Source organism: Amycolatopsis sp. CFH S0740, from assembly GCF_004522315.1.
In the GTDB taxonomy this organism is placed as follows: domain Bacteria; phylum Actinomycetota; class Actinomycetes; order Mycobacteriales; family Pseudonocardiaceae; genus Amycolatopsis; species Amycolatopsis nivea.
Window position 1 is genome coordinate 212564 of the sequence record NZ_SDLS01000011.1, and the last position, 24094, is coordinate 236657.

At 69.9% G+C, this 24094-nt stretch carries 22 protein-coding genes; 19 read left to right on the plus strand and 3 right to left on the minus strand.

Annotation, left to right across the window (positions count from 1 at the left end):
• Positions 1-198: 198 nt before the first annotated feature.
• Entirely contained in the window at positions 199-1302 is a 1104-nt protein-coding gene (locus tag EIZ45_RS47620) for a GtrA family protein (protein WP_199817467.1), read from the minus strand.
• A 615-nt stretch (positions 1303-1917) separates the two neighbouring features.
• Here EIZ45_RS47620 and EIZ45_RS20775 point away from each other — a divergent pair.
• A complete protein-coding gene (locus EIZ45_RS20775) occupies positions 1918-2223 on the plus strand; it encodes a hypothetical protein (RefSeq protein ID WP_009074268.1) in 306 nt (101 codons plus the stop codon).
• Positions 2224-2456: 233 nt separating this feature from the next.
• Here the strand turns inward: EIZ45_RS20775 and EIZ45_RS20780 are convergent, their stop codons facing one another.
• Together EIZ45_RS20780 and EIZ45_RS20785 are read right to left on the minus strand one after the other, a co-directional pair.
• Entirely contained in the window at positions 2457-3584 is a 1128-nt protein-coding gene (locus EIZ45_RS20780; RefSeq protein WP_134665467.1) for a glycerate kinase, read from the minus strand.
• Positions 3581-4528, minus strand: coding sequence for a D-glycerate dehydrogenase (locus tag EIZ45_RS20785; RefSeq protein WP_134665465.1), 948 nt, complete (start codon positions 4526-4528; stop codon positions 3581-3583). Before EIZ45_RS20785 ends, EIZ45_RS20780 begins: the two co-directional genes overlap by 4 nt.
• 433 nt (positions 4529-4961) lie before the next feature.
• Between EIZ45_RS20785 and EIZ45_RS20790 the strand changes: the two genes are divergently transcribed.
• The 18 genes from EIZ45_RS20790 to EIZ45_RS20875 all read left to right on the plus strand — a co-directional run bounded on the left by EIZ45_RS20790 (position 4962) and on the right by EIZ45_RS20875 (position 23967).
• Positions 4962-5771, plus strand: a complete 810-nt coding sequence (locus tag EIZ45_RS20790; RefSeq protein ID WP_134665463.1) for a CoA transferase subunit A — start codon at positions 4962-4964, stop codon at positions 5769-5771.
• Positions 5768-6523: a CoA-transferase subunit beta gene (locus EIZ45_RS20795; protein ID WP_043833033.1), complete on the plus strand. Its 756-nt coding sequence runs from the start codon at positions 5768-5770 to the stop codon at positions 6521-6523. Before EIZ45_RS20790 ends, EIZ45_RS20795 begins: the two co-directional genes overlap by 4 nt.
• The gene (locus tag EIZ45_RS20800; protein WP_134665461.1) at positions 6520-7701 is read left to right on the plus strand and encodes a thiolase family protein; all 1182 of its coding nucleotides are present in this window, start codon (positions 6520-6522) and stop codon (positions 7699-7701) included. The genes EIZ45_RS20795 and EIZ45_RS20800 overlap by 4 nt, the downstream gene beginning before the upstream one ends.
• A 15-nt stretch (positions 7702-7716) precedes the next feature.
• Entirely contained in the window at positions 7717-8451 is a 735-nt protein-coding gene (gene pcaH / locus EIZ45_RS20805; RefSeq protein ID WP_043833036.1) for a protocatechuate 3,4-dioxygenase subunit beta, read from the plus strand.
• Entirely contained in the window at positions 8448-8999 is a 552-nt protein-coding gene (gene pcaG / locus EIZ45_RS20810) for a protocatechuate 3,4-dioxygenase subunit alpha (RefSeq protein ID WP_134665459.1), read from the plus strand. Before pcaH ends, pcaG begins: the two co-directional genes overlap by 4 nt.
• Before the next feature lie 29 nt (positions 9000-9028).
• Entirely contained in the window at positions 9029-9808 is a 780-nt protein-coding gene (gene pcaD / locus EIZ45_RS20815) for a 3-oxoadipate enol-lactonase (protein ID WP_134665457.1), read from the plus strand.
• Positions 9805-10206 carry a 4-carboxymuconolactone decarboxylase gene (gene pcaC, locus EIZ45_RS20820; RefSeq protein WP_205670066.1) on the plus strand — a complete coding sequence of 134 codons (402 nt, stop codon included), beginning with the start codon at positions 9805-9807 and terminating at the stop codon, positions 10204-10206. Before pcaD ends, pcaC begins: the two co-directional genes overlap by 4 nt.
• A 10-nt stretch (positions 10207-10216) precedes the next feature.
• Positions 10217-11023, plus strand: a complete 807-nt coding sequence (locus tag EIZ45_RS20825) for an IclR family transcriptional regulator C-terminal domain-containing protein (protein ID WP_037810187.1) — start codon at positions 10217-10219, stop codon at positions 11021-11023.
• A 9-nt stretch (positions 11024-11032) separates the two neighbouring features.
• Positions 11033-11623: an NTP transferase domain-containing protein gene (locus EIZ45_RS20830; protein WP_134665455.1), complete on the plus strand. Its 591-nt coding sequence runs from the start codon at positions 11033-11035 to the stop codon at positions 11621-11623.
• Positions 11624-11760: 137 nt separating this feature from the next.
• A complete protein-coding gene (locus tag EIZ45_RS20835) occupies positions 11761-12639 on the plus strand; it encodes a MoxR family ATPase (RefSeq protein ID WP_051172312.1) in 879 nt (292 codons plus the stop codon).
• A 943-nt stretch (positions 12640-13582) separates the two neighbouring features.
• Positions 13583-14698 carry a VWA domain-containing protein gene (locus EIZ45_RS20840; protein ID WP_134665453.1) on the plus strand — a complete coding sequence of 372 codons (1116 nt, stop codon included), beginning with the start codon at positions 13583-13585 and terminating at the stop codon, positions 14696-14698.
• On the plus strand, positions 14691-15803 hold the full coding sequence (locus tag EIZ45_RS20845; protein WP_037810189.1) for an XdhC/CoxI family protein: 1113 nt from the start codon (positions 14691-14693) through the stop codon (positions 15801-15803). Before EIZ45_RS20840 ends, EIZ45_RS20845 begins: the two co-directional genes overlap by 8 nt.
• A gap of 984 nt (positions 15804-16787) precedes the next feature.
• The gene (locus EIZ45_RS20850; protein ID WP_134665451.1) at positions 16788-17312 is read left to right on the plus strand and encodes a (2Fe-2S)-binding protein; all 525 of its coding nucleotides are present in this window, start codon (positions 16788-16790) and stop codon (positions 17310-17312) included.
• Positions 17312-19750 (plus strand): xanthine dehydrogenase family protein molybdopterin-binding subunit, encoded by a 2439-nt coding sequence (locus EIZ45_RS20855; RefSeq protein WP_134665449.1) that lies wholly within the window; start codon positions 17312-17314, stop codon positions 19748-19750. Before EIZ45_RS20850 ends, EIZ45_RS20855 begins: the two co-directional genes overlap by 1 nt.
• Complete coding sequence (locus EIZ45_RS20860; RefSeq protein WP_037810193.1) at positions 19747-20601, plus strand: xanthine dehydrogenase family protein subunit M; 855 nt, start codon at positions 19747-19749, stop codon at positions 20599-20601. Before EIZ45_RS20855 ends, EIZ45_RS20860 begins: the two co-directional genes overlap by 4 nt.
• 134 nt (positions 20602-20735) lie before the next feature.
• Positions 20736-21437, plus strand: coding sequence for an SRPBCC family protein (locus tag EIZ45_RS20865; protein ID WP_037810194.1), 702 nt, complete (start codon positions 20736-20738; stop codon positions 21435-21437).
• Between the two features lie 221 nt (positions 21438-21658).
• Positions 21659-22873: a diguanylate cyclase gene (locus tag EIZ45_RS20870; RefSeq protein ID WP_134665657.1), complete on the plus strand. Its 1215-nt coding sequence runs from the start codon at positions 21659-21661 to the stop codon at positions 22871-22873.
• Positions 22874-22911: 38 nt separating this feature from the next.
• The gene (locus tag EIZ45_RS20875) at positions 22912-23967 is read left to right on the plus strand and encodes an NAD(P)-binding domain-containing protein (RefSeq protein WP_134665447.1); all 1056 of its coding nucleotides are present in this window, start codon (positions 22912-22914) and stop codon (positions 23965-23967) included.
• The last annotated feature ends 127 nt before the right edge of the window (positions 23968-24094 follow it).

The following is a 24094-nucleotide window of genomic DNA, read 5'->3' on the forward strand; positions in this document are numbered from 1 at the left end:
CGGCCGGAGGCCGACCGTCCACATTTCAACTACGAATACCCCGTTAGCAGCAGTGGTCTTGACACAAACGAGACCAGCCGACGCACAGTACGAATCCGGCCTCGCAGCATGTGCGGATGTCCGGTTTTGTACGTCACGAAGAGTGATAGCGGGGTAGCGCAACAGAGAGTGGTCGCACTGCGGGTAGAACGGGTTCCACTACCGTTGGTGATCTTGTGCCGCGTCCGCTCGCCGAGCCCGCGCGAACACCCACCACCGCAGAACGGCGAACCGGACGACCCCGCCGACGAAGCTGGCCGCGAGAAGCACGGCGGTTTGCTGCCCGGCGGAGGGATGCGGGACGACTGCGTCGAGAGCGGCGAGAACGACCGATCCGTAGCCGGCGTAGAAGGCAAAAGTGACGAGATCCTGAAGGTGGCGCTTGCCCGCGCGGCTGCTCCGGTTGGCGAACGTGACGCGGCGATGGAACTCGGTGTTGCCGACCGTCGTGATCGCGAGCGCGGCGAGATTCGCCCATTGCGCGCCGATTTCCGGCCGGAAGGCCAGGAAGAGAACGGCCTGGAGTCCGGTGGTGACGACACCGGCGGCCAGGTACCAGGCAGCATGACTGCCCATCTCGCGGCGGCGAGTGGTGCGGTCTTCGGGGTTTGGCCGATTATCGGCGACGCTCGGAGGTGCTGGGTGCTTGATGGGGGCTGCGGCGGGAGTCAGGTGGGGCTGGTGGTGACTGGGCTCGGCTGCTGGATCCGTCGCTGCTCGCGGTTGGCGGGCTTCGGCGGCGCTGTAATTGGCGGGTTGTTGCGGCAGCAGGTCTGTGTCGCTCGGCGCGTGGGTCGGTTTCGCCGTTGAATGGCGACTGGGTTTGTCGCTGGACTCCCGCCGTGGCTGTTCGGCGCAGTCGGTTGCCGTTTTACGGCGATCGGAGCTTGAGTTCGTCGGCAGCCGGCGAGGGCTGTTGTCTCCGGGCTTCGCCGGTAGCTGGTCAGCGTCGCGATCAGTCGTTGCCTGGCGGTCGGCGCGCGGATTAGCCGCTGAGGGGCGACGGGTGTTCTCACCATGGCGGTCGGCGGCGGAGTCCAGCAGGTCGCGGCGAGTGTCGATCTCGTCGGCGAGCGCGGCCAGGTCGTTGGCGGCTGCGCGGTGCTGGTCGGCGGCCTCGTCGAAGTCCGGGGAGCGGTGGCTCGGAGTCTCGTCGAGCGTGCGGAACTCCGGCTGCGCGTCATCGCGGACCGGGTCGTCGCTGGCTTTGCGTCGGGGGCGGAGACCGATCCGGCCGCGCGGCTTCCACCGGGTGGTGGTCATGTCCTGACGCTAGCTCTGCTTCGCCTGCTGACGCCCTGGCAGACCCAAGGAAACGCTGTGATTCCGACGACAGCCGTTCGGCCCGTTTCACTCGAAGTCGCCTCGGGTAGCTCACCACGAACAAATCCGGACTTTCGGGAGGTGCCCGTGAGCGATCCCGGTGACGACACTCTCCGCGAGAGTGAAGCGCCCGGTGCGGACGGCTCTCGTGTCGGCTCGTTTCGTGCGTCCGGCTCCATGGGCGCGTCAGCTTCCGGCGAGGTCCGGGAAAGCCAGCGTGCCGGGGACGAGCCGGAGGTTCGGCCGCCGGTCCACGCTGCTGGGGAGGCCGGCGGAGGCGACCCCGAACTGGGGTCGCTCGGCTCGGCCGGGGATGGCTGGCCCCCGGTGCCCGGACAGGGCGAACGGGTCGACCACGGAGGAGGCACGGTTGCCGACGCGATCCGGTCGGCCATGGCCCGAAGATCCTGATCTCAAACGTATTTGTGACAGGTTCCACCGTCGCGGCAAACGGCCTAGCGCTCACACTGCGCGACCGTCATGCCGCCTTTAGCGTGAAAAACCACCCTGCAACCAACCGCGCGCATCCGACTGCGACGAAGGGAAGGCCGAAAGATGCTGACCGTTACCGAAGCCGCCGCCGAGGCGATCACCGCGTTGACCGCTGAACAAGGCAGTGACTCCGAGAAGAGCGGCCTGCGCTTCGCGCTGCAGAGCATGGAAGGCGACGGTGCCCAGTTGGCGCTGTCGGTAGCCCCGGCCCCGGAGGACGGCGACCGCATCGTCGGCGCCGACGGCGGAGCCAAGGTCTTCCTCGAGCCGCAGGCAGCGGCATTGCTCGACGACAAGGTCCTCGACGTTCAGCAGGACGACACCGGCGACGTCGCCTTCGCCGTCCTGCCGCAGCAGCAGTCCGCCTGACGGGCTGCGCAAGCAAGCTCCTGGCCACGGGGATCGGCGCGGCGGTGTCCGTCCGCTGATCCCGTGTGCCGCTGGCCGGTGCCTCCGGAGGTCTCAGGACGTCCGGGGCCGGTGAGTTGATTCATGGCCGATCCCTGGGCGGTGCTGCCGCCCAAGACGCGGGTTGTCCAGACGACGGGGTGGCTGCGTTGTTGTGTGGAACGCTCCCGCGGCTTGATCGCGGGAGCGTTCTGCTACCTGGTGCGCAGCCAGTCCCGCACTAGCACTCCGGCCCGTTCGCGCAGCAGTTCCGCGGCGTGCGAGCGGGCGTAGTCCAGCGACGGTGCGTGGTCGATCAGCGCGCTGCTGCCCACGACTCCCAATCCGTCCAGCGCGTCCGCGTCCAGCTGGATCCGTCCGGCGAGCACCAGAAGCGGGACGCCCGTCTGCCCGGCGCGAGCCGCGATGCCTGCCGGGGCCTTGCCGGACAGCGACTGTTCGTCCAGCGAGCCCTCCCCGGTGATCACCAGGTCAGCACCGGTCAGCGCGGTGTCGACGCCGGTCAACGCGGCGATCAGATCGAAGCCGGACTCGACCGTCGCGCCGAACCCTGCGATCGCTCCCGCCGCGACACCTCCGCCAGCGCCGGCTCCGGGCAGGTCGGAGACGTCCGGTGCGCCGGCCTGCACAAGCGCCTTAGACCAGTGCGACAGGCTTTCGTCCAGCGTGCGGACGTCGTCCGGTGCCGCGCCTTTTTGCGGACCGAACACGGCCGCCGCCCCGTTCGCGCCGAGCAGCGGATTCGTCACGTCCGTCGCGACTGCGACCGGCACTGCGCCCAGCTGCTCCCGAACCGGGCCCAAATCGACGCGCGCCACTTGCGCCAGCGACCCGCCGCCGAGACCAACCGGCGCACCGGACGCGTCGAGGACCTCGGCACCCAACGCAGCCAGCATCCCGGCACCGCCGTCGGTGCTAGCGGTGCCGCCGACGGTCAGCACGAGCCTCCGCGCGCCGCGGGCGAGGGCGTCGTTCAGCAGCTCGCCGACGCCCCACGTGTGCGCGGCCAGCGCGACTTCCCGGCTCGGCGTCACGAACTCGATCCCGCACGCCCGCGCCGATTCGACGTAGGCCGTGCCGTCGAGCAGCACGTACCGGGCGTCGACCGGTTCGGCCAGCGGACCGCGCACCGACAACCGCACCACGGAGCCGCCCGCGTTCTCGAGGACCTCCAGCGTCCCTTCGCCGCCGTCGGCGACTGGGCACGCGGAGATCTCGGCATCCGGCAACGCATCGCGCACGCCGTGCGCGATCGCTTCCGTCACCTCGACCGCGGTCATGCTTCCTTTGAACTTGTCCGGTGCGATCACGACCCGGGTCATCGGCCCACCTCCGTCAGCGGATCGGCGCCGGCGAGCACTGAGACGACGTTGCGTGCGGCCAGCACCGCCATCGCCGTACGCGTTTCCACCGTCGCCGAGCCGAGGTGCGGTGTGACCACCACGTCGTCGCGCTCCAGCAATCGAGGCTCGACGTCCGGTTCGTTTTCGAACACGTCCAACGCCGCGCCCGCGATCTCTCCGGCCGCGAGCGCGTCGGCCAGCGCCGACTCGTCAACGACCGGACCACGAGTGGTGTTCACCAGGTACGCACTCGGTTTCATGGCCCGCAAGGCATCCGCGTCGACAAGGTGTCGGGTCTCGGGAGTCAGCGGACAGTGCAGCGACACGAAGTCGGAACGCCGCAGCAGTTCGTCGAACGACACGAACTCGCCGTCGAAGTCCGGTTTCGCCGACCGTCCGGAGTAGACGACCCGCATCCCGAACGCCGCCGCCCGCTTCGCCACCGCGCGGCCGATCTGCCCGAGCCCGACGATGCCGAGTGTCTTGCCCTGCAGCCCGGACCCGAGCAGGAAGCCGAGGTGGAACGACCACGGCTGCCGCGCGCGCAGCAAACGTTCGCCTTCGCCGAGCCGCCGCGAGACGGCCAGCAGCAGTCCGAACGCGAGATCCGCGGTGGCGTCGGTGAGCACGCCCGGCGTGTTGGTGACCACGACCCCGCGTTCGGCCAGTGCACTGACCTCCACGTTGTCGTAGCCCACCGCGACGTTCGCGACGACCTTCAGTCCGGGACCCGCCGCGTCCGCGACTGAGCCGTCGATCCGGTCGTGCAGCATCGACACCACCGCGGCCGATCCGGCGACGAACTTCCGCAGTTCCTCGGGCGTGAGCGGCCGGTCCTCCGGCGAGATTTCGACTTCGCCTGCTTCGCCGAGCACCTGCACGGCCTCGTCCGGGATCCAGCGGGTGACAGCGATCTTCGGCATGCCGAGCAGCCTAATGCCGACCGTGCCGCCCGAGCGAGGTTCGCGGCGCGCTCACCGCCGGACACCCGCCTGAGCTGCGACGGAGCGTCCAACCGCGACAGAACGCCACTGACGCCGGCAGGGCCCGAATTCCGCATTGCGGTACCACGCAACGAAATCCCGGTCTGCCGACGGCCGCGCCGCCCTGTGCCGCCGCGAAACCCGTTCGCCGACTCCTAGCGCACCGTGTTGTCTTATCGCATCACCTCTCTTCTCTCGCAGTTCGCAAAACCTCGCGTCGTCTTGTGCCGTCTCTCCGGACGTCCGCTTCACCCTTTGGCACTCCCGCGGGCGGCCGGATCGTGCTATGTTCTCATGTAGAACTTCTGTGCGCTATGCGAACACGCTAGCACGGAACGGCAGAAGCAGGAAGATCCAGACGGAAGGGCTCGTGATGGCAAGGGTGCTGTCGCTCGGCGAGGCGGTCGCCGAGCTGGTGCACGACGGAGACACCGTCGCTCTCGAGGGCTTCACGCACCTCATCCCCGTGGCGGCCGGGCACGAGATCATCCGTCAGGGCAGGCGGAACCTCACGCTCGTGCGGATGACGCCGGACATCGTCTACGACCAGCTCATCGGCGCGGGCTGTGCGCGCAAGCTGATCTTCTCGTGGGGCGGCAACCCCGGGGTCGGCTCGCTGCACCGGTTCCGCGACGCCGTGCAGCACTCGTGGCCGGTGCCGCTGGAGATCGAGGAGCACAGCCACGCGGGCATGGCGAACCGTTATGTCGCAGGCGCTTCCGGGCTTCCGTTCGCCGTGCTGCGCGGGTACACCGGCACCGATCTTCCCGCGCAGACGGACACGATCAAGCCGATCACCTGCCCGTTCACCGGCGAACAGCTCACCGCGGTGCCCGCGCTGAACCCGGACGTCACGATCGTGCACGCGCAGCGCGCCGACCGGGCGGGCAACGTCCAGCTGTGGGGCATCGCGGGTGTGCAGAAGGAAGCGGTGCTCGCGGCGAAGCGGTCGCTGGTCACCGTCGAAGAGGTCGTCGACGAGCTGGAGCCCCGGCCGGGCGCGCTGGTCCTTCCGTCCTGGGCGGTCACCGCGGTGGCCGAGGTGCCGCGCGGCGCGGCGCCGTCGTACGCCGCTGGGTACTACGAGCGGGACAACGCGGCGTACCAGGCGTGGGACGAGATCGGGCGGGACCGAAAGGAATTCGCCCAGTGGCTGAACGATCTGACCGGGGTGAAGGCATGAGCGAGTACACCGCCGACGAGATGATGAGCATCGCCGCGGCCCGCGCGCTCGGCGAGGGCATGTCGTGCTTCGTCGGGATCGGATTGCCCAGCACGGCGGCGAACCTGGCCCGGCGCACGCACGCCCCGAACCTCACGCTGATCTACGAATCGGGTTGTCTCGGCGCGAAACCCAGCAGGCTGCCGCTGTCGATCGGCGACGGCGAGCTGGCCGACACCGCCGACGCGGTGGTCAGCGTGCCCGAGGTGTTCAACTACTGGCTGCAGCCCGGCCGGATCGACGTCGGGTTCCTCGGCGCGGCGCAGCTCGACAAGTTCGGCAACATCAACACCACGGTCATCGGTTCCGACTACCACGATCCGAAGGTGCGCCTTCCCGGCGCGGGCGGGGCGCCGGAGATCGCCGCGTCCTGCAAGGAAGTGTTCGTCGTGCTGCGTCAAAGCAAGCGGACGTTCGTGGACAAGGTCGACTTCGTGACGTCGTTCGGCCATGGCTCCGGGCGCGGCGACCGCGAACGGCTCGGCCTGCGCGGAGCCGGGCCGACGCTCGTGGTCACCGACCTCGGCCTCATGCGGCCCGACCCGGACACCGCGGAGCTCACGCTCACCGAACTGCACCCCGGGGTCGAACTGGACCAGGTCGTGGAAGCGACGGGGTGGACACTGAAGACGGCCGCGGATCTCAAGACCACCCCCGCGCCCACCGAACGCGAACTGACCCTGCTCCGCGAACTGAAGAAGGCCGGCGAATGAGCGACGCTTACGTACTCGACGCGATCCGCACTCCCTTCGGGCGCTACGGCGGCGCTCTCTCCGGAGTGCGTCCCGACGACCTGGCCGCGGGCGTCCTGCGCGCGCTGGCCGAGCGCAACGGGCTCGATCCGTCCACTGTGGACGAGGTCGTGCTCGGCGACGCCAACGGGGCGGGCGAGGACAACCGCAACGTGGCGCGGATGGCCGCGCTTCTCGCCGGCTGGCCGACGTCGGTGCCCGGTGCGACGGTGAACCGGCTGTGCGGGTCCGGCGTCGAGGCGACCATGCAGGCGAGCCGGGCGATCCAGGTCGGCGACGCTTCGCTGGTGGTCGCGGGCGGCGTCGAATCGATGAGCCGCTCGCCGCTGGTGATGCCGAAGCCGGACAAGGCTTTCCCGGCCGGCAACCAGACGCTCTACAACACGGCACTCGGCTGGCGGATGGTCAACCCGGCGATGCCGTCGCAGTGGACCGTTTCCCTCGGCGAGTCCACCGAACTTCTCGCCGAACGCTACGGCATCGGCCGCGACGAGCAGGACGCGTTCGCCGCGCGCAGCCACGTGAACGCCGCGCGGGCGTGGGACGAGGGCTTCTACGACGACCACGTGGTCCCGGTCGAAGGCGTCGAGCTGACCCGGGACGAGGGCATCCGGCCGGATTCCTCGCCCGAGAAGCTCGCGAAGCTGAAAACCGTGTTCCGCAAGGAAAACGGCACCGTCACGGCGGGCAATGCGTCACCGCTGAACGACGGTGCGTCGGCGTTGCTGCTCGGCGACTCGGCCGCGGCCGAGCGGCTCGGCAAGACGCCGCTGGCCCGCATCGCCGGGCGCGGCGCCGCGGGGGTCGACCCGGACGTGTTCGGCATCGGCCCGGTGCGCGCGGCGGAGATCGCGCTCGAACGGGCGGGCATCGGCTGGGACGACCTCGCCGCGGTGGAACTCAACGAGGCGTTCGCGGCGCAATCGCTGGCCTGCCTGAAAGAATGGTCGAAGCTGGACCCGGAGATCGTCAACGTCAACGGCGGGGCCATCGCGATCGGGCACCCGCTCGGCGCGTCCGGCGGCCGGATCATCGGCACGCTGGCGCATCAGCTCCGCCGCACCGGCGGCCGCTGGGGCCTCGCGGCGATCTGCATCGGCGTCGGCCAGGGACTCGCTGTCGTGCTCGAGAACCGCTGAGAAAGGGGAGGCATCGTGGCCACACCGACCGGGCGGCGCCTGCCGCAGTACCGGCCCGATCCGGAGGGCACCCACCCGCCGCTCGACTACGCGCCGTACCGCTCCACCGCGCTGCGGCATCCGAAGCAGCCGCTGGTCCTGCTGCCGCAGATGCTCACCGAGGTCACCGGTCCGCTGCTCGGCCCGGGACGGCTCGGCGAGCTCGACAACGACCTCACCCGCCAGCACGAGGGCGAGCCGCAGGGCCAGCGGATCATCGTCACCGGCAGGCTGCTCGACGGCGACGGACGGCCGATCCGCAACTCGCTCGTGGAGATCTGGCAGGCCAACGCGGGCGGCCGCTACCGGCACACCGGCGACCGCTGGCCGTCCCCGCTCGACCCGAACTTCGACGGGCTCGGCCGCACGCTGACCGACGACGACGGGCGCTACGAGTTCACCACGATCAAGCCCGGCGCGTACCCGTGGAAGAACCACGACAATGCCTGGCGTCCCGCGCACATTCACTTCTCGGTGTTCGGCTCGGCGTTCACCCAGCGGCTCGTCACGCAGATGTACTTCCCGGACGATCCGCTGTTCTCGCAGGACCCGATCTTCAACTCCATTCCGGACGAGAAGGCGCGGCAGCGGATGATCTCCCGGTTCGACCTCGACCGCACCGAGGAGGAATGGGCGCTGGCGTTCCAGTTCGACATCGTGGTGCGCGGGCGGGAACAGTCGGTGTTCGAGGACGAGGAGGAGGACGAGTGAGGCTGGAAGGCACGCCTTCGCAGACCGTCGGGCCGTACCTGTCCATCGGGCTGCCGTGGGACGACGGGCCGTTCGTGGTCCCGGAAGGCACCGAAGGCGCGGTGTGGATCCGCGGCGGCGTGTATGACGGCGCGGGCAACCCGGTTCCCGACGCGATGATCGAGACGTGGCAGGCCGATCCGGACGGCGGGTTCGACCACCCCGACGACCCGCGCGGCAAGCCCGCCGGTGCGTTCCGCGGATTCGGCCGGTGCCCCACCGACGAGCAGGGCCAGTACCGGATCCTGACGCTGCTGCCCGGGATCGTGCCGGACGCGTCCGGGGCTCCGCAGGCGCGGCACATCGACGTGTCGGTGTTCGCTCGCGGGCTGCTGAACCGGGTCGTCACGCGGGTGTACTTCGAGGACCAGGACAACGCCGGCGACGCCGTGCTGGCGAGCGTTCCCGAGGAACGGCGGGATACGTTGCTGGCCAAGAAGGACGGTTCCGGCTACCGGTTCGACGTGCGTTTGCAAGGCGAAGGCGAGACGGTGTTCTTCGCGGTCTGACCGGCCGTGTCCATTGTGGAGGTTCAAGCGTGAGCAGTGTCCGGGTGCACCGGGTCGTCGAAGGCCCGGCGGCGGGTCCGGTGGTGGTGTTCTCCAACTCGATCGGCAGCGACCACCGGATGTGGGAGCCGCAGGTCGCGCCGTTGACCGAACGCGGATTCCGCGTGGTCCGGTACGACACGCGGGGCCACGGGTCGTCGCCGGTTCCGCCGGGGCCGTACGACCTGGCCGATCTGGGTGGCGACGTGCTGGGGTTGCTCGACGACCTCGGTGTCGAGCGCGCGCATTTCGTCGGCCTGTCGCTCGGCGGGATGACCGGGATGTGGCTCGGTATCAACGCCGCCGAGCGGTTGTCGAGCCTCACGTTGTGCTGCACGTCAGCGCTGCTCGGGCCGCCCGAGATGTGGGCCGATCGCGCGCGGCTCGTGCGGGCCGAGGGCACCGGTGCGGTCGCGGAAGCCAGTGTCGGGCGCTGGGTCACGCCGGGCTACGCGCAGGCGCATCCGGACCAGGTCGCGTACCTGCGCGAGATGGTCGCGGCCCAGCCGGACGAGGGATACGCCGGATGTTGCGAGGTCATCGAGCGGATGGACCTCACCGGCGACCTGCCGAAGGTCTCCGTCCCGACGCTGGTGATCGCCGGTGCCGACGACCCGTCGACGCCCGCCGAGCCGCACGGTCGGGTCATCGCGGACGGGATCCCCGGCGCCCGGCTCGAGGTCGTCGCCTCCGCCGCGCACCTGGGCAGCTACGAGCAGCCGGAGGAATTCACCCGGCTGATCCTCGACCGGATCACGGAGGAGCAGTGACCGGAGACCGCTACGAGGCGGGCATGCGGGTGCGCCGCGAGGTGCTCGGCGACGACCATGTCGACCGGGCGGTCGCGCGGACCACCGAGTTCAGCCAGCCGTTCCAGGAGTACATCACCGAGGCGGCGTGGGGTTCGGTGTGGACGCGCGACGGCCTCGACCGGCGGACTCGCAGTTGCATCACTCTGGCCGCGCTCGCCGCGCTGCACTGCCACGACGAACTGGCGATGCACGTCCGCGCGGCGGTGCGCAACGGGCTCACCGCGGACGAGATCCGCGAAGTCCTGCTGCACACCGGCGTGTACGCGGGAGTTCCGGCGGCGAACACGGCGATCGGGATCGCCCAACGCGTCCTCGCGGAGCTGGGAGAACCCACCGCTCAGCCGCCGGCCGGATAGGGTTCGCCGCATGGAATCCGACGACCAGGCCGAACGCGGTGCGCACCACGTGCAGTCGCTGGAACGCGGACTGGCGGTGATCAAGGCGTTCAGCGCCGAGGCGCCGCATCCGACGCTCAGCGACGTCGCGCGCGTCACCGGATTGACCCGCGCGGCCGCGCGCCGGTTCCTGCTGACGCTCGTGGACCTCGGCTACGTCCGCACCGACGGCAAGTACTTCTCGCTCACCGCGCGTGTGCTGGAGCTCGGCTACGCGTATCTGTCCAGCCTCAGCCTGGCCGAGATCTCGCAACCGCACCTGGAACGGCTCTCGGCGGAGGTCCACGAGTCGAGTTCGGTGTCGGTGCTGGAGATCGCCGACATCGTGTACGTCGCGCGCGTCGCGGTGTCGCGGATCATGACGGTGAGCATCAACGTCGGCACGCGGTTCCCCGCGCACGCCACGTCGATGGGGCACGTGCTGCTCGCCGACATGGACCGGACCGAACTCAACACCTACTTCGTCGTCGCCGACCTCGACCGGTTGACCCCGCACACGCTCACCCACCGCACCGCGCTCGAAGCCGAGCTGGCGAAGGTCCGGGAGCAGGGCTGGGCGATGGTCGACCAGGAGCTCGAAGAAGGCCTGCGTTCGGTCGCCGCGCCGATCCGCAACCGGGCGGGGCGCGCGGTCGCCGCGGTGAACATCTCGACGCACGCGAGCCGGACGCCGGTGGAGACCGTCCGGACCGAGTTCGTTCCGCCGTTGCTCGAGACCGCGGCTGCCATTTCGGCGGAGCTCGCCGCGGTCGCGCCCGGGCGAGCGATCAAAGGCTGAGGAGCGCCGATGCCGGAACCGGTTGCCGGATTGCTGCTCGCCGCCGGGGCGGGGCGGCGATTCGGCGGGCCCAAAGCGCTGGTCGAGTACGACGGGGAGCCGCTGGTCCAGCGGGCGGTCCGGAACCTGGCCGAGGCCGGATGCACCTCGGTGCGGGTGGTCGTCGGTGCGTCGGCTGAGCAGGTCCGGGAGCTGCTGCCACCGGAGGTCACTGCGGTGTCCGCGGCGCGGTGGCAGGACGGGATGGGCGAGTCGCTGAAAGCCGGGCTCGAGTCGTTGGCGGGGGAGCCGTCGGCGGCCGTGCTCGTGCACCTGGTGGATCTGCCGTGGGTACCGGCGGCGGCGCTCGCGCGGATCGTCGGGGAGGTTTCCGAGGACGCTGTCGTCCGGGCCGCGTACCAGGGGGTTCCGGGACATCCGGTGCTGTTCGGGCGGCGTTGGTGGGGAGAGATCGCGGATTCGGCGCACGGTGACCACGGGGCGCGGGACTGGTTGCGTGGGCGCGGCGACGTGCGGCTTGTCGAGTGCGGTGACCTCGGGAGCGGCAGCGATGTCGATCGGCCTGGGGACCTGGCCGGGCCTGGGGCGGAGCGGCGATGAACGGTGCCGGGGCGGTCGGGTGCCTGGCTGCGTTGGGTCGCTGACGGAGCTTGCCTGGTCCGGAATGCGTGCGTTACGAGCCGCTGAGCGACGCGGTGAACGGCGAACTTGGCGGTCTCGGATCTACGATCGGGGGCGTGACAGAGTCCCTCGCCTCGCCCGACGCGCTCGCGGCCGCCCTCGACACCACCGGTTACCTCGCCGACGAGGGGCTGGCCACCGCGGGATTTCTCGCGACGCAGATGCAGCGGCCGCTCTTCTGCGAAGGCGAGCCCGGCACCGGGAAGACCTCGCTGGCGCTTGCCTTGTCCGAGGCGTTGAAGTGGCCGTTGGTGCGGCTTCAATGTCACGAGGGCATCGACGCCGCGCAGGCCCTTTACGAATGGGACTTCCCTCGTCAGCTGCTGCACCTGCGTGCGCTCGAAGCGGCAGACGGCGGACGGCTCGACGCGGAAACTGCCGAGCGTTCGCTGTACACGGAGCGTTTCCTGCTTGCGCGGCCGTTGCTGCAGGCGCTCACCACGACACCGTGTGTGCTGCTGGTGGACGAGATCGATCGCGCGGACGATGAGTTCGAGGCGTTCCTCCTGCAGTTGCTTGACGAGTACACCGTCACGATCCCGGAGTACGGCGAGGTTCGGGCGGAGCAGCCGCCGCTGGTCGTGCTGACGTCGAACCGGACTCGCGAGGTGCACGACGCGCTCAAGCGCCGGTGCCTCTACCACTGGCTCGAACACCCGGACCTGGCTCGGGAGATCAGCATCCTGCGCCGCCGGCTGCCGGGGATCGGCGAGACGCTCGCCCGGCAGATCGCCGACGCGGTGCACCGGCTGCGGGCGATGGACCTCCTCAAACCGCCCGGGGTCGCCGAATCTCTCGACTGGGCAAGGGCTTTGCTCGCGCTCCAGCGCGACGAACTGGACGCCGCGACGGCCGCGCGGACTCTCGGTGCGGTGCTCAAGTACAGCGAGGATCTCGACCGGGTGCGGGCGAAGCTGGACACGCTGTTCTCTTGAGTTTTTGTCTACTGTGGACGGTCAAGTAATTCCGTTGCGGCGGGGTGCGGGATCGGGCATGCTTGGAGCATCACTGGATGACTTCGCCGACTTCATTGATGAGTGCCTGATCTTGTGACTGCGACTGTGCCGGAAGGAGGGCTCGTGACCGACTTCGTCCGGACTGCCCTCCCGGCTGTCCGCTGAGTTCCCGTTCTTTCCTGAAGGTTCCGCGCGGCCGCCCTTCGTTGCCGCGGTGAGCCGTGTGGTGGGGCCTTGGGGAGTTTCGCGCGGCGGAGGGTTGGCTGAACCGAACCGCCCGGGAACGCGGCGCGGGGGTTGGCTGGCGGAGGTGCCGGGAATCCTGGACGCGGCGCGGAGGCGGCCAGCTGGCGGAAACGTCGGCAAGCCTTGGCGCGGTGTGGGGTTGGCCGACGGGCGCGGGATGTCTGCGGGCTTGAACGCGGGCGAAATTGGGCTGGCGACGGTTCAGCTGGGTGGAGCGGTGTGCGGGTCGCGCGGAGCGGCGAGTTGGCGCAAGCCGGAACATCTGCGGGGCCGACGCGGTTCACACTGGAATGGCGGTGCGGAGGAACGCTGGCGAGCTGGAGCAGCTCAAGCCGGGACCTTGGCGTGCCCAGGAACCCGCCCCAGAACCTTCGAGCGGCCGAGCGCTAGCCCCAGAACGTTCGCGTGGGCGAGAACTCGGCCAAGAACTTGCCCAAGAGTCTCTGCACGAATCGGAACTCGGCCAAGAACCGCCGCGCGGCCGGGAGCCCGGCCAAGAACTCGATCAAGAACCGTTGCGTGCCAAGACCGCTGCCGACAACTCGCAGGCTGCAGCCGGACGCCAGCGGCTCCAGGAAGCTGAACCGGTCGCCGCCGGAGTGAGTGAAAGGCGTCCGAACCAGGCAGGATCGGCTGTCGCGGCGCGGTTTTCGGGGTTGGGGTCACAATGGGGGACATGAACACCGAAGTCGCTGACCCGCTTGCTGGCTATGCGGGGTTCGCGGCGGCATTGCGGGAGGCGGGCGTCGCCTGTGACGCGCGGCGGGTGCAGGCTTACCTGTCTGCGGTGGCGAAGGTCGACGTCGCCCGGCCGACGCAGTTGTACTGGGTTGGGCGGTTGACGCTCTGCTCCGACCCCGACGATCTGCCTCGGTACGAGGAAGCGTTCGCGCGGTGGTTCGAAGGAGATGACAGTCCGAAGGCGACGTCGGGGACTCCGGTGCGGAAGCAAGCCCGGATCGCTCCGCTGGTCGCGGCGGCCGGGGACGGGGACAGTGCCGAGGAATCGCACGACACGCTTCGGGTCGCGGCTAGCGATCACGAGGTTCTCCGGCATCGGGATCTCGCCGAGTTGACCAAAGCTGAGCGGGCGCATTTGCGGGAGTTGCTCGCGACGCTGCGTCCGGTGCTGCCCCGGCGGCGGGCGGCGCGGCGGGCGCCCGCGCATCGTGGTGCGCTTGACCCCGCGCGGACTCTGCGGGCGATGCTTGCGTCCGGTGGTGAGCCAGTGCGGCTGGCGCATCATCGAAGGGGGACGCGGGCGCGGAAGGTCGTCTTGCTGATCGACGTTTCCGGCTCGATGAGCCCGTATGCCGACGCGTTGCTGCGGTTCGCGCACGTCGTCGCGCGGGCTGCTCCGATGTCGGTCGAGGTGTTTACGCTGGGTACTCGGATGACGCGAGTGTCCCGGCAGCTCCGGCAGCGCGATCCGGAGCAGGCGATGCTCGCCGCCGGTACCGCGGTGCCTGATTTCGCTGGTGGGACACGGCTTGGCGAGACATTGCGGGTGTTTCTCGACCGGTGGGGACAGCGCGGGTTCGCGCGACGCGCGGTAGTCACCGTGTTCTCCGACGGGTGGGAGCGCGGCGACGTCAGCCTGCTGGCCGAGCAGCTCGGCAGGCTGCGCCGGCTCGCGCACGCCGTATTCTGGGTGAATCCGCACGCAGGGCACGAGGGTTATGCTCCGGTCCAATCCGGCATCGTGGCCGCCCTGCCGCACATCGACCGCTTGCTGGCCGGGCACAGCCTGGCGACGTTGGAACGACTCCTCGGGGAGATTGCCGATGCGTGACGTACTGGACGACGTGTACCGCCGCTGGCAGGCGGGCGAAACGGTCGGGCTCGGCACGGTGGTGGCGACGTTTTCGTCGGCCCCGCGGGCGCCGGGTGCGTCGATGATGGTCGCGCCGGACGGCACGGTCGTCGGGAGCGTGTCCGGCGGCTGCGTCGAGGGCGCGGTGTACGAGCTGGCCAACGAGGTCGTCGCCGAGCGGAAGCCGGTGTTGCAGCGCTACGGCGTCAGCGACGACGACGCCTTCGCGGTCGGGCTGACCTGCGGCGGGATCATCGACATCTACGTCGAGCCGGTGGACCGCGAATCGATGCCGGAGCTGGAGCGCGTCGTCGAGTCGGTGCGCAGCGGCGAGCCGGTCGCGGTCGTCACGATCGTGGAGCACGAGACGCCGGGACTGGTCGGCGAGCACATGATTGTGTGGCCGGACCGGGTCGAGGGGTCCCTTGGCTCGTCCCGGATGGACGATGCTGTCGCGGACGATGCGCGTGGGCTTCTTGCCGCCGGACGCACCGGGACGCTCCATTACGGACCGGACGGGCAGCGGCGCGGCGAGGGCATGGCTGTTTTCGTGAATTCCTTCGAACCGCCGCCGCGACTGCTGGTGTTCGGGGCCATCGATTTCGCCGCCGCAATGGCACGGATGGGTGCTTATCTCGGGTATCAGGTGACGGTCTGCGACGCGCGTCCGGTGTTCGCGACCAGCAGCCGGTTCCCGGAGGCGCACGACGTGGTCGTCGACTGGCCGCACCGTTACCTGAAGGCCGAGGCCGACGCGGGCCGGATCGACGCGCGGACGGCGATCGCGGTCCTCACGCACGATCCGAAGTTCGACGTGCCGCTGCTGGAGGTCGCGCTGCGGCTCGATGTCGGGTACGTCGGCGCGATGGGTTCGCGCAAGACGCACGACGACCGGTTCGCGCGGCTTCGCGAGGCGGGGATCACCGAGGGCGAGCTGGAACGCCTGTCGTCGCCGATCGGCCTCGACCTCGGCGCGCGCACGCCGGAGGAGACGGCGGTGTCGATCGCGGCGGAGATCATCGCGCTTCGTTGGAGCGGCACCGGACGGAGGCTGGCGGCGTTGAGCGGGCGGATTCACAGCTGACCTGGCTGGTGGCCTGGGAAGCTGGGGAAGTGTTGCGGCGGGGCTTGGCGGCTGGTGGCGTTGAGCAGGCGGATTCCTAGCCGACCAGGCTGGTGGCCTGGGAGGTTGGGGAACTGTCGCGGCGGGCTTGGCGGCTGGCGGTGTTGGGCGGGCGGATTCCTAGCTGACTTGGCTGGTGAGCTGGGAGGCCGGGCAAGCGTTTGCGGTCGCTCGGTGGCTGGTGCGGGCGGGCATGCGGGGCTTCCGGCGGTGCTGCCTGGCCGGACTTTGGTGCCTGACGGCGCTGTGCACGCAGTTGACGCGGCAGGTGATTCCGGGGTCGGGATGTAGCAGCGGGGCCGCAACAGGCCGGATGCGCAGCCGACGCGGCAGTTGCTGCGAGGACCCGGCAGCAGGTGTACCGCAGTTGGGCGACCCGCAGGGCGAACCATCCGGACCGAGGCTTGGCACTGTGCGCGGCGACCCGGAATGGCGCATCCCCGGCGGCTGCGGCGGGCAGCAGCCGCCAGTCATGCAGCAGCAAAGGTGAGAAGCATGGGCACCAAGACAACGCGGCAGATGCTGTGAGAACCCGGCCGCAGGTGCATCGAGGACGCAGCTAGCCGAAAACGCGGCACCAAGCCGAACCGTCCAGGCCGAAGCCCACGCAGCCTTGCCACGACGGCCCGCCAGGCAGTGCGATCCGCGAGGAAAACCCCGTCCAGCAACGAAACCCGGTGAACCCCCGACTCGAAACCGCGGGCCCTCGGGAAGATCCGCCGCTCGAAAAATCACCCGTCCGGCTTCACGCATCTGCGTCTCCGGAAATGCAAAAAACCCGCATCTGCGGAACCGTCAGGGCGACGTGCGACATCAGGACTTGTCCGCGCGCGAAAGGCGTAGCACGCTCCCCTGTGAGGCCGATCACGATCGCGCCTTGGCCGTTCCCGAACCGGCCCGCCGCCTCCGCCGGGGCTGGCGGGCATTTGCACTTGGAGGCCTTTGATGCGCATCACCGTCACTGTCGACGGCACGAAATACACCGATGACGTCGAGCCGCGCACCCTGCTCGTCCACTACTTACGGGAACGCGTCGGGAAGGTGGGCACCGTCGTCGGGTGCGACACCAGCAACTGCGGCGCGTGCACCGTCCATCTCGACGGGCACAGCGTGAAATCCTGTTCCGTTCTCGCCGTGCAGGCCGACGGATGCGAGGTCACCACCGTCGAGGGGCTGGCCCGCGACGGGCAACTGCACCCGGTCCAGCAGGCTTTCCACGACAACCACGCCCTGCAGTGCGGGTTCTGCACGCCGGGCATGATCATGCAGTCCATCGACCTGCTGGCGGACAATCCGGACCCGGACGAGCAGGCCGTTCGCGAGGGGCTCGAGGGCAATCTTTGCCGCTGCACCGGCTACCAGAACATCGTGAAGGCGGTGCGCGACGCCGCGAAGCACATGAGTCCCGGTGCGGGGCCCGACGCCGAGAAGATCGATCAACCCAACCACGTCGGCGTGGGTGGTGAATGATGACTGCCACGATCGAGCCTGAGGTAGGAAAGTCCCGGCGTCGCAAGGAAGACGAGCGGCTGATCACCGGGCGCACCCGGTGGACGGACAACATCGCGTTGCCGGGGATGCTGCATCTCGCGGTGCTGCGGAGTCCGCTGGCGCACGCCAAGATCGTTTCGATCGACACGTCCGCGGCCAAGGAATCCGCTGGTGTCGTCGCCGTTTACACCGCCGCCGACCTCGATCCCGAGGGTGCCATCGGCATGCCGTGCGCGTGGCCGATCACGCCGGACATGGCTGCGCCGCGGCGTCCGGTGCTGGCCTCGGACCGGGTGAATTTCGCCGGCGAGGGCGTGGCGGTGGTGGTCGCTCGATCGGCCGCGGAGGCGCATGACGCGCTCGAGGCGATCGAGGTCGAGTACGAAGACCTGCCGCCGGTCCTCGACCTGGAAGCGGCGCTCGCCGAAGACGCGCCGCTCGTGCACGAGGAACTGGGCAGCAACAAGAACGCCTTCTGGGTGTTCGACTCGGCCGAGGCCGGGACCGGCGGGAACGTCGAGGAAGCACTGTCCTCTTCGGAGGTCGTGCTGAAACGGCGGTTCCGCCAGCAGCGGCTGGTGCCCGCGTTCATGGAGCCGCGCGCGTGCGTGGTCGACCCGACCGGCGCGCAGCTGACCATGTGGTCGGCCACCCAGGTGCCGCACATCCTGCGCGTGATGTCCGCGCTGACGCTCGGCATCCCCGAGCACAAGCTGCGCGTGATCGCGCCGGACGTCGGCGGCGGGTTCGGCGGCAAGATCGGCGTGCTGCCCGAGGAAATGATGACCGTGCTGGTCGCGAACAAGCTCGGCAAGCCGGTGAAGTGGAACGAATCCCGGTCCGAGACGATGCTCGCCGCGCACCACGGCCGCGACCAGATCCAGGACATCACGATCTCGGCGAAGGCCGACGGGACGGTCACCGGGCTCAAGGTCGAACTGCTCGCCAACCTCGGCGCGTACAACGGCCTGGTCGGGCCGGGCGTGCCGATCCTCGGCGCGTTCATGTTCAACGCGATCTACAAGATCCCGGCCTACCACTTCGCCTGCACCAACGTGTTCACCACGACCACGCTCACCGACGCCTACCGCGGCGCGGGCCGTCCGGAGGCGACGTTCGCGATCGAGCGGATCATGGACGAGCTGGCCGACGAGCTGGGCATGGACCCGGTGGAGCTGCGCGAAAAGAACTGGATCAAGCACGAGGAATTCCCGTTCACCACGGTCTGCGGGCTCACCTACGACTCCGGCAACTACGAGGCCGCGACCGAGAAGGCGAAGGAGCTCTTCGGCTACGACGCGCTGCGCCGCGAGCAGAAGGAGCGCCGCGAGGCGAACGACCCGGTGCAGCTCGGCATCGGGATCTCGACGTTCACCGAGATGTGCGGGCTCGCGCCGTCGCGGGTGCTGGGTTCGCTCGACTACGGTGCCGGCGGCTGGGAGTACGCGTCGCTGCGGATGTTGCCGACCGGCAAGGTCGAGGTCACCACGGGTGCGTCGGCGCACGGTCAGGGGCACGAGACGGCGTGGAGCCAGATCGTGGCCGACCAGCTCGGCGTGTCCTTCGAGGACGTCGAGGTGCTGCACGGCGACACGCAGTCCTCGCACAAGGGCCTCGACACCTACGGTTCGCGCTCGCTGGTCGTCGGCGGCATCGCGATCGTGAAGGCGGCGGAGAAGGTGGTCGCGAAGGCGAAGCCGATCGCCGCGCATCTGCTGGAGTGCTCCGAGGACGACCTCGAGTTCTCCGGCGGCAAGTTCACCGTGAAGGGCACGGATTCGTCGACGACGATCCAGGACATCGCGCTCGCCGTGTTCGCCGCGCACAACCTGCCGGACGGCGTCGAACCGTCGCTCGATTCCGACGCCACCTTCGACCCGGAGAACTTCTCCTTCCCGCACGGCACCCACTTGTGCGCGGCCGAAGTGGACACGGAAACGGGCCAGGTGAAACTGCGTTCGTACGTCTGCGTGGACGACGTCGGCAAGGTGGTCAACCCGCTGATCGTGGAAGGACAGGTCCACGGCGGGCTCGCGCAGGGCATCGCGCAAGCGCTGTTCGAGGAGGCCGTGCACGATGAGAGCGGCACGCTCACCACCGGCACGTTCGCCGACTATCTGCTGCCCTCGGCGGCTGACCTGCCGTCGTTCACCACGGACCGGACGGAAACGCCGTCGACCACGAACCCGTTGGGAGCCAAGGGAGTCGGCGAGGCGGGCACGATCGCTTCGACGCCCGCCGTGGTCAACGCGGTGGTCGACGCGGTGCGCCAGTTCGGGGTGAACGACATCGAAATGCCGCTCACGCCGATGCGCGTGTGGAACGCGGTGCGCCACGGCACCGCCAATGCCGGCGGACCCGGCGGCGAGGCCGGCGGCGGCCTCGGTTCGATCGACGCCTCCGGAGGTGCCCAGTGATCCCGGCTCCGTTCGACTACGTCGCTCCGTCCACGGTGGACGAAGCCGTGCAGGCGCTCGCCGCGGCGGGCGAGGACGCCAAGGTGCTGGCGGGCGGGCAAAGCCTGCTGCCGGTGCTGCGGATGCGCCTGGCCGCGCCGACCACGCTGGTCGACCTCGGGAAAGTCGCCGAAATGCGCGGAGTGCGCGAGGACGGCGACGCGCTCGTGGTCGGGGCGATGACGACGCATTACGAGGTCCAGCGCGACCCGTTGATCGCCGAGCACGCCGCGCTGGTGAAGGAGGCGACCGACACGGTCGCGGATCCGCAGGTGCGGCACCGCGGCACGTTCGGCGGCGCGATCGCGCACGCGGACCCGGCGGGCGACCTGCTGGCCCCGGTGCTCGCGCTGGACGGCGAGCTGGTGCTGGCCGGGCCGAACGGGCGGCGCACGGTGTCCGCGGCGGAGTTCTTCCAGGACTACTTCACCACCGCGCTGGCCCCGGACGAACTGCTCGTCGAGGTGCGGCTGCCCAAGCACACCGGCTGGCGGGCGCACTACGAGAAATTCAACCGGGTCGCCCAGGCCTGGTCGATGTGCGCGGTGGCGGCCACCGTGCGCACCGAGGGCGGCGTGATCGAGGAAGCCCGGGTGGCGCTCACCAACATGGGCGCGACCCCCGTCCGGGCGACCGGCGTGGAGCAGGCGTTGCTCGGCGCGCAGGCCAACGCGGACACGATCCGGGCGGCCGCCGCGCACGCGGCCGAGGGCACCAACCCGGTCGCGGACGGCAATTCCGACGTCGAATACCGCCAGCACCTCGCGCGGGTGCTGACCGGGCGTGCCGTCGCGGCGGCGGTGGGCGCCTGAGCTGACCGGGACGTGAAGGACTCCTTGGGGGACTCTGATTCCCCCAAGGAGTCCTTCACGGACCGCTTCGCGGGAGACGGCCGTAAGGTGGACGGCAACGGCTCGAAGCAGTGTGCAGGAGAGGAGGTCGGCCCGTGCGGCTCGACCACGAATTCACCGTCCCCGCCCCGATCGGGGAGGTCTGGCAGGCCGTCATCGACCCGGAGCGCGTCGCCCCGTGCATGCCGGGCGCCTCGCTCACCAAGGTGGAGGGGGACACCTTCGCGGGCACGGTGAAGGTCAAGCTGGGGCCGATTTCGCTGCTGTACAAGGGAACCGGCGAGTTCCTGGAGAAGGACGAGGCGGCGCGTAAGGTCGTCATCAAGGCGTCCGGCAAGGACTCCCGCGGCGGCGGAACGGCGGCCGCGACGGTCACCCTCACGCTCACCGAGCGCGACGGCGGCACGCATGGCGCGGTGGCCACCGACCTGGCGATCACCGGACGTCCGGCGCAGTTCGGGCGCGGCCTGATCTCCGAGGTGGGCGGCAAGATCCTCGACACCTTCGCGGGGAACCTCGCGGCGTCGCTGGAGACCCCCGCCGAAGAGGCGCCTGCGGCGAAGCCGGAGGAGAAGGCCGAAGAGAAGCCTGCGGAAAAGCCCGCGGCCGAGCCGGTCGCCGACGAGAAACCGCATCTGCGGAGCGTTCCGGCGGGCGGTTCGACCGGCGAGACCGAGGCGATCGACCTGCTCGACTACGCGGGCCAGTCCGTCGCGAAGCGGCTGGCTCCGGTGGCCGCGGGCGCGGTCGTGCTGCTGATCGTGCTGGCCATCGTGCGGAAGCTGCGCCGCCGCTGACCCAGCCCGGAAGTTGCCCGCCCGCTCTACCCAGAGCGTGCCCGGTGGGCAGTTCGCGGAGGAGTTTTCGCTCGGTTCGGCTAGCTGCGGAGCGGACCCGCTACCCTGGGCAACTTCCGTAGGCCGAATTTCGCGTGGGGGCGCCCGTGACCCAGGCACCTGTCCCCATCGGGGTGCGCGGCGCGGTGACGTCCTGGAGAGGCTGGCCGCCGCGCTGGGCGATGTGGGCGGTCGCGCGGCGGCGATGGATCGGTTATGCGATGGCGTGCGAGGCCCTCGCCGTGGCTCTCACGGCGACGGGCCTCGCGACCGGGTTCGGCGGGCCGGTGCAGTTCAGTTCGTTCGGCGTCCTCGTCGGGCTGGGCATCGCGCAGGCCGAGATGTCGCGCCGGATCGAGCGGCTGCGGCGGTGGATGAGCGGCCAGACGCACATCAACGTCACCTCCGTCTGGTACCTCGCCGGTGCGTTCCTGCTTCCGCCGGCGTGGGTCGCGTTGCTGGCGTTGGTGCTGTACCTGCATCTGTGGCTGCGAGTGTGGCGACACGTGCGTACGCGGCCTGCGCATCGCTTCGCGGCCAGTACCGCGTGGGCGATGCTGTCGTGCTTCGCGGCATCTGCGGTGTTGACGATCGGCGGTCTGGATCAGGCGCGGCTCGACACCGCGTACGGCGTCCTCGCGCTCGTACTGGCAGCAGCCGCCTTTGAACTGGTGAACGTCGTGGTCGTAGCGACGGGCATCTACCTGTACACGAACAGCCGCTCGCCCGCGGACCTCATCGGCACCTGGGAGGACAACGCCTTCGAGCTCGCGACGCTGTGTCTCGGCGGGCTCGCTGCCCTGGCGTTCGTTCATCAGCCGGTGCTGGTGGTGTTCGTGCTGCCGCCGTTGCTGTTGCTGCACCGCTATCTCCTGCTGAAGCAGCAGTTGCAGGTGGCGGTCGTGACCGACGAGAAGACCGGGCTGCTCAACACCGCGGGCTGGCACGAGCTGGCGACCCGGGAATTCACCCGGGCCCGGCGGCGCGGGACCGGCAGCGGGTTCGCCGTGCTGATGATCGATCTCGACCACTTCAAGCGCATCAACGACACGTACGGGCACCTCACCGGCGACGAGGTGCTGGCCGCGGTGGCCGTGGCGATCGAGGCTTCGGTGCGGCAAAGCGACACCGTCGGCCGGTTCGGCGGCGAGGAATTCGTGGTCCTGTTGCCCGCGACCGGCGGCACCGACGTGCTCGGGATCGCCGAACGGGTGCGGGTCGCGGTAGGGGAGCTGACTGTCGCGGTGGGAGGTCCGCTGCGGATCAGCGGACTCTCCGTGTCCGTCGGGGTCGCGTGTTATCCGCAGGCGGGCAACACGCTCGACGAGGTGCTCCGCTCGGCCGACGCCGCGCTGTACCGGGCGAAAGACGGCGGCCGGAACCGGGTCGCGGTCTGAGCCGGAAATACCGGGCGCGGGCAATTGTTGAACGTTGTATGAGCACTGCGGATCACGAGACCGACGTCGTGGTGATCGGGGCCGGGCAGGCCGGACTGTCGGCGGCGTATCACCTGCGCCGGGCCGGGTTCGCCAACGAACGCGGGTTCGTCGTGCTCGACCACGGCAAGCGCGCGGGCGGGGCGTGGCAGTACCGGTGGCCGTCGCTGGTGGTCGGGAAGGTGCACGGGATCCACGACCTGCCGGGCATGGCGTTCGGGACTCCGGATCCGGCGCGCCCGGCGAGCGAGGCTGTGTCGGAGTACTTCGGGCGCTTCGAGAAGACGTATGACCTGCCGGTGCATCGCCCGGTCGACGTGACCGCGGTGCGGCGCGCGGGGGAGCGGCTGGTGGTCGAATCGCCTGCGGAGACGTGGGCCGCGCGCGCGGTGATCAGCGCGACCGGGACGTGGGACCGGCCGTTCTGGCCGCGTTATCCCGGCACCTTCGCCGGACGGCAGCTGCACACGGCGGATTATCGCGGCGCGGAGGAATTTCGCGGCCGGCGCGTGGTGGTCGTGGGCGGCGGGACGTCGGCGGTGCAGTTGCTGATGGAGATCGGTCCGGTCGCCCGTTCGACGGTGTGGGTGACGCGGCGTCCGCCGGTGTGGCGCGAGGAGGAGTTCAGCGAGGACTGGGGACGGATGGCGGTGGCGAAGGTCGACCAGCGGGTGCGGGCCGGGCTGCCGCCGGAGAGCGTCGTGAGCGTGACGGATCTGCCGGTGACGCCGCAGGTGCTCGCGGGCCGGGCGGCGGGATATCTGGACCGGCGGCCGATGTTCTCGCGCTTGGTCGCCGACGGCGTCGTCTGGGAGGACGGCAGTTTCGAGCCCGCGGACATGATCCTGTGGGCGACCGGGTTCCGGGCCTCGATCGACCATCTGGCTCCGCTGCATCTGCGGACGCCCGGCGGCGGGATCCGGATGGACGGGACTCGCGTGGTCGCGGAACCGCGGCTGCATCTGGTCGGGTACGGACCCTCGGCCAGCACGGTGGGGGCGAACCGGGCCGGACGCGCCGCGGTGCAGGAGGTGCGGCGGCTGCTCCAGCACTGACGGTCCGTGAAGGGCTCATTGAGGGAATCTGAGTCCCTGAAGGAGTCCTTCACGGCACTTCACCGGACGGGAGCGGGACGTTCCGCTGATCGGGCGGTCTTGATCGTTTCACGTCCGTTCCGGGCTT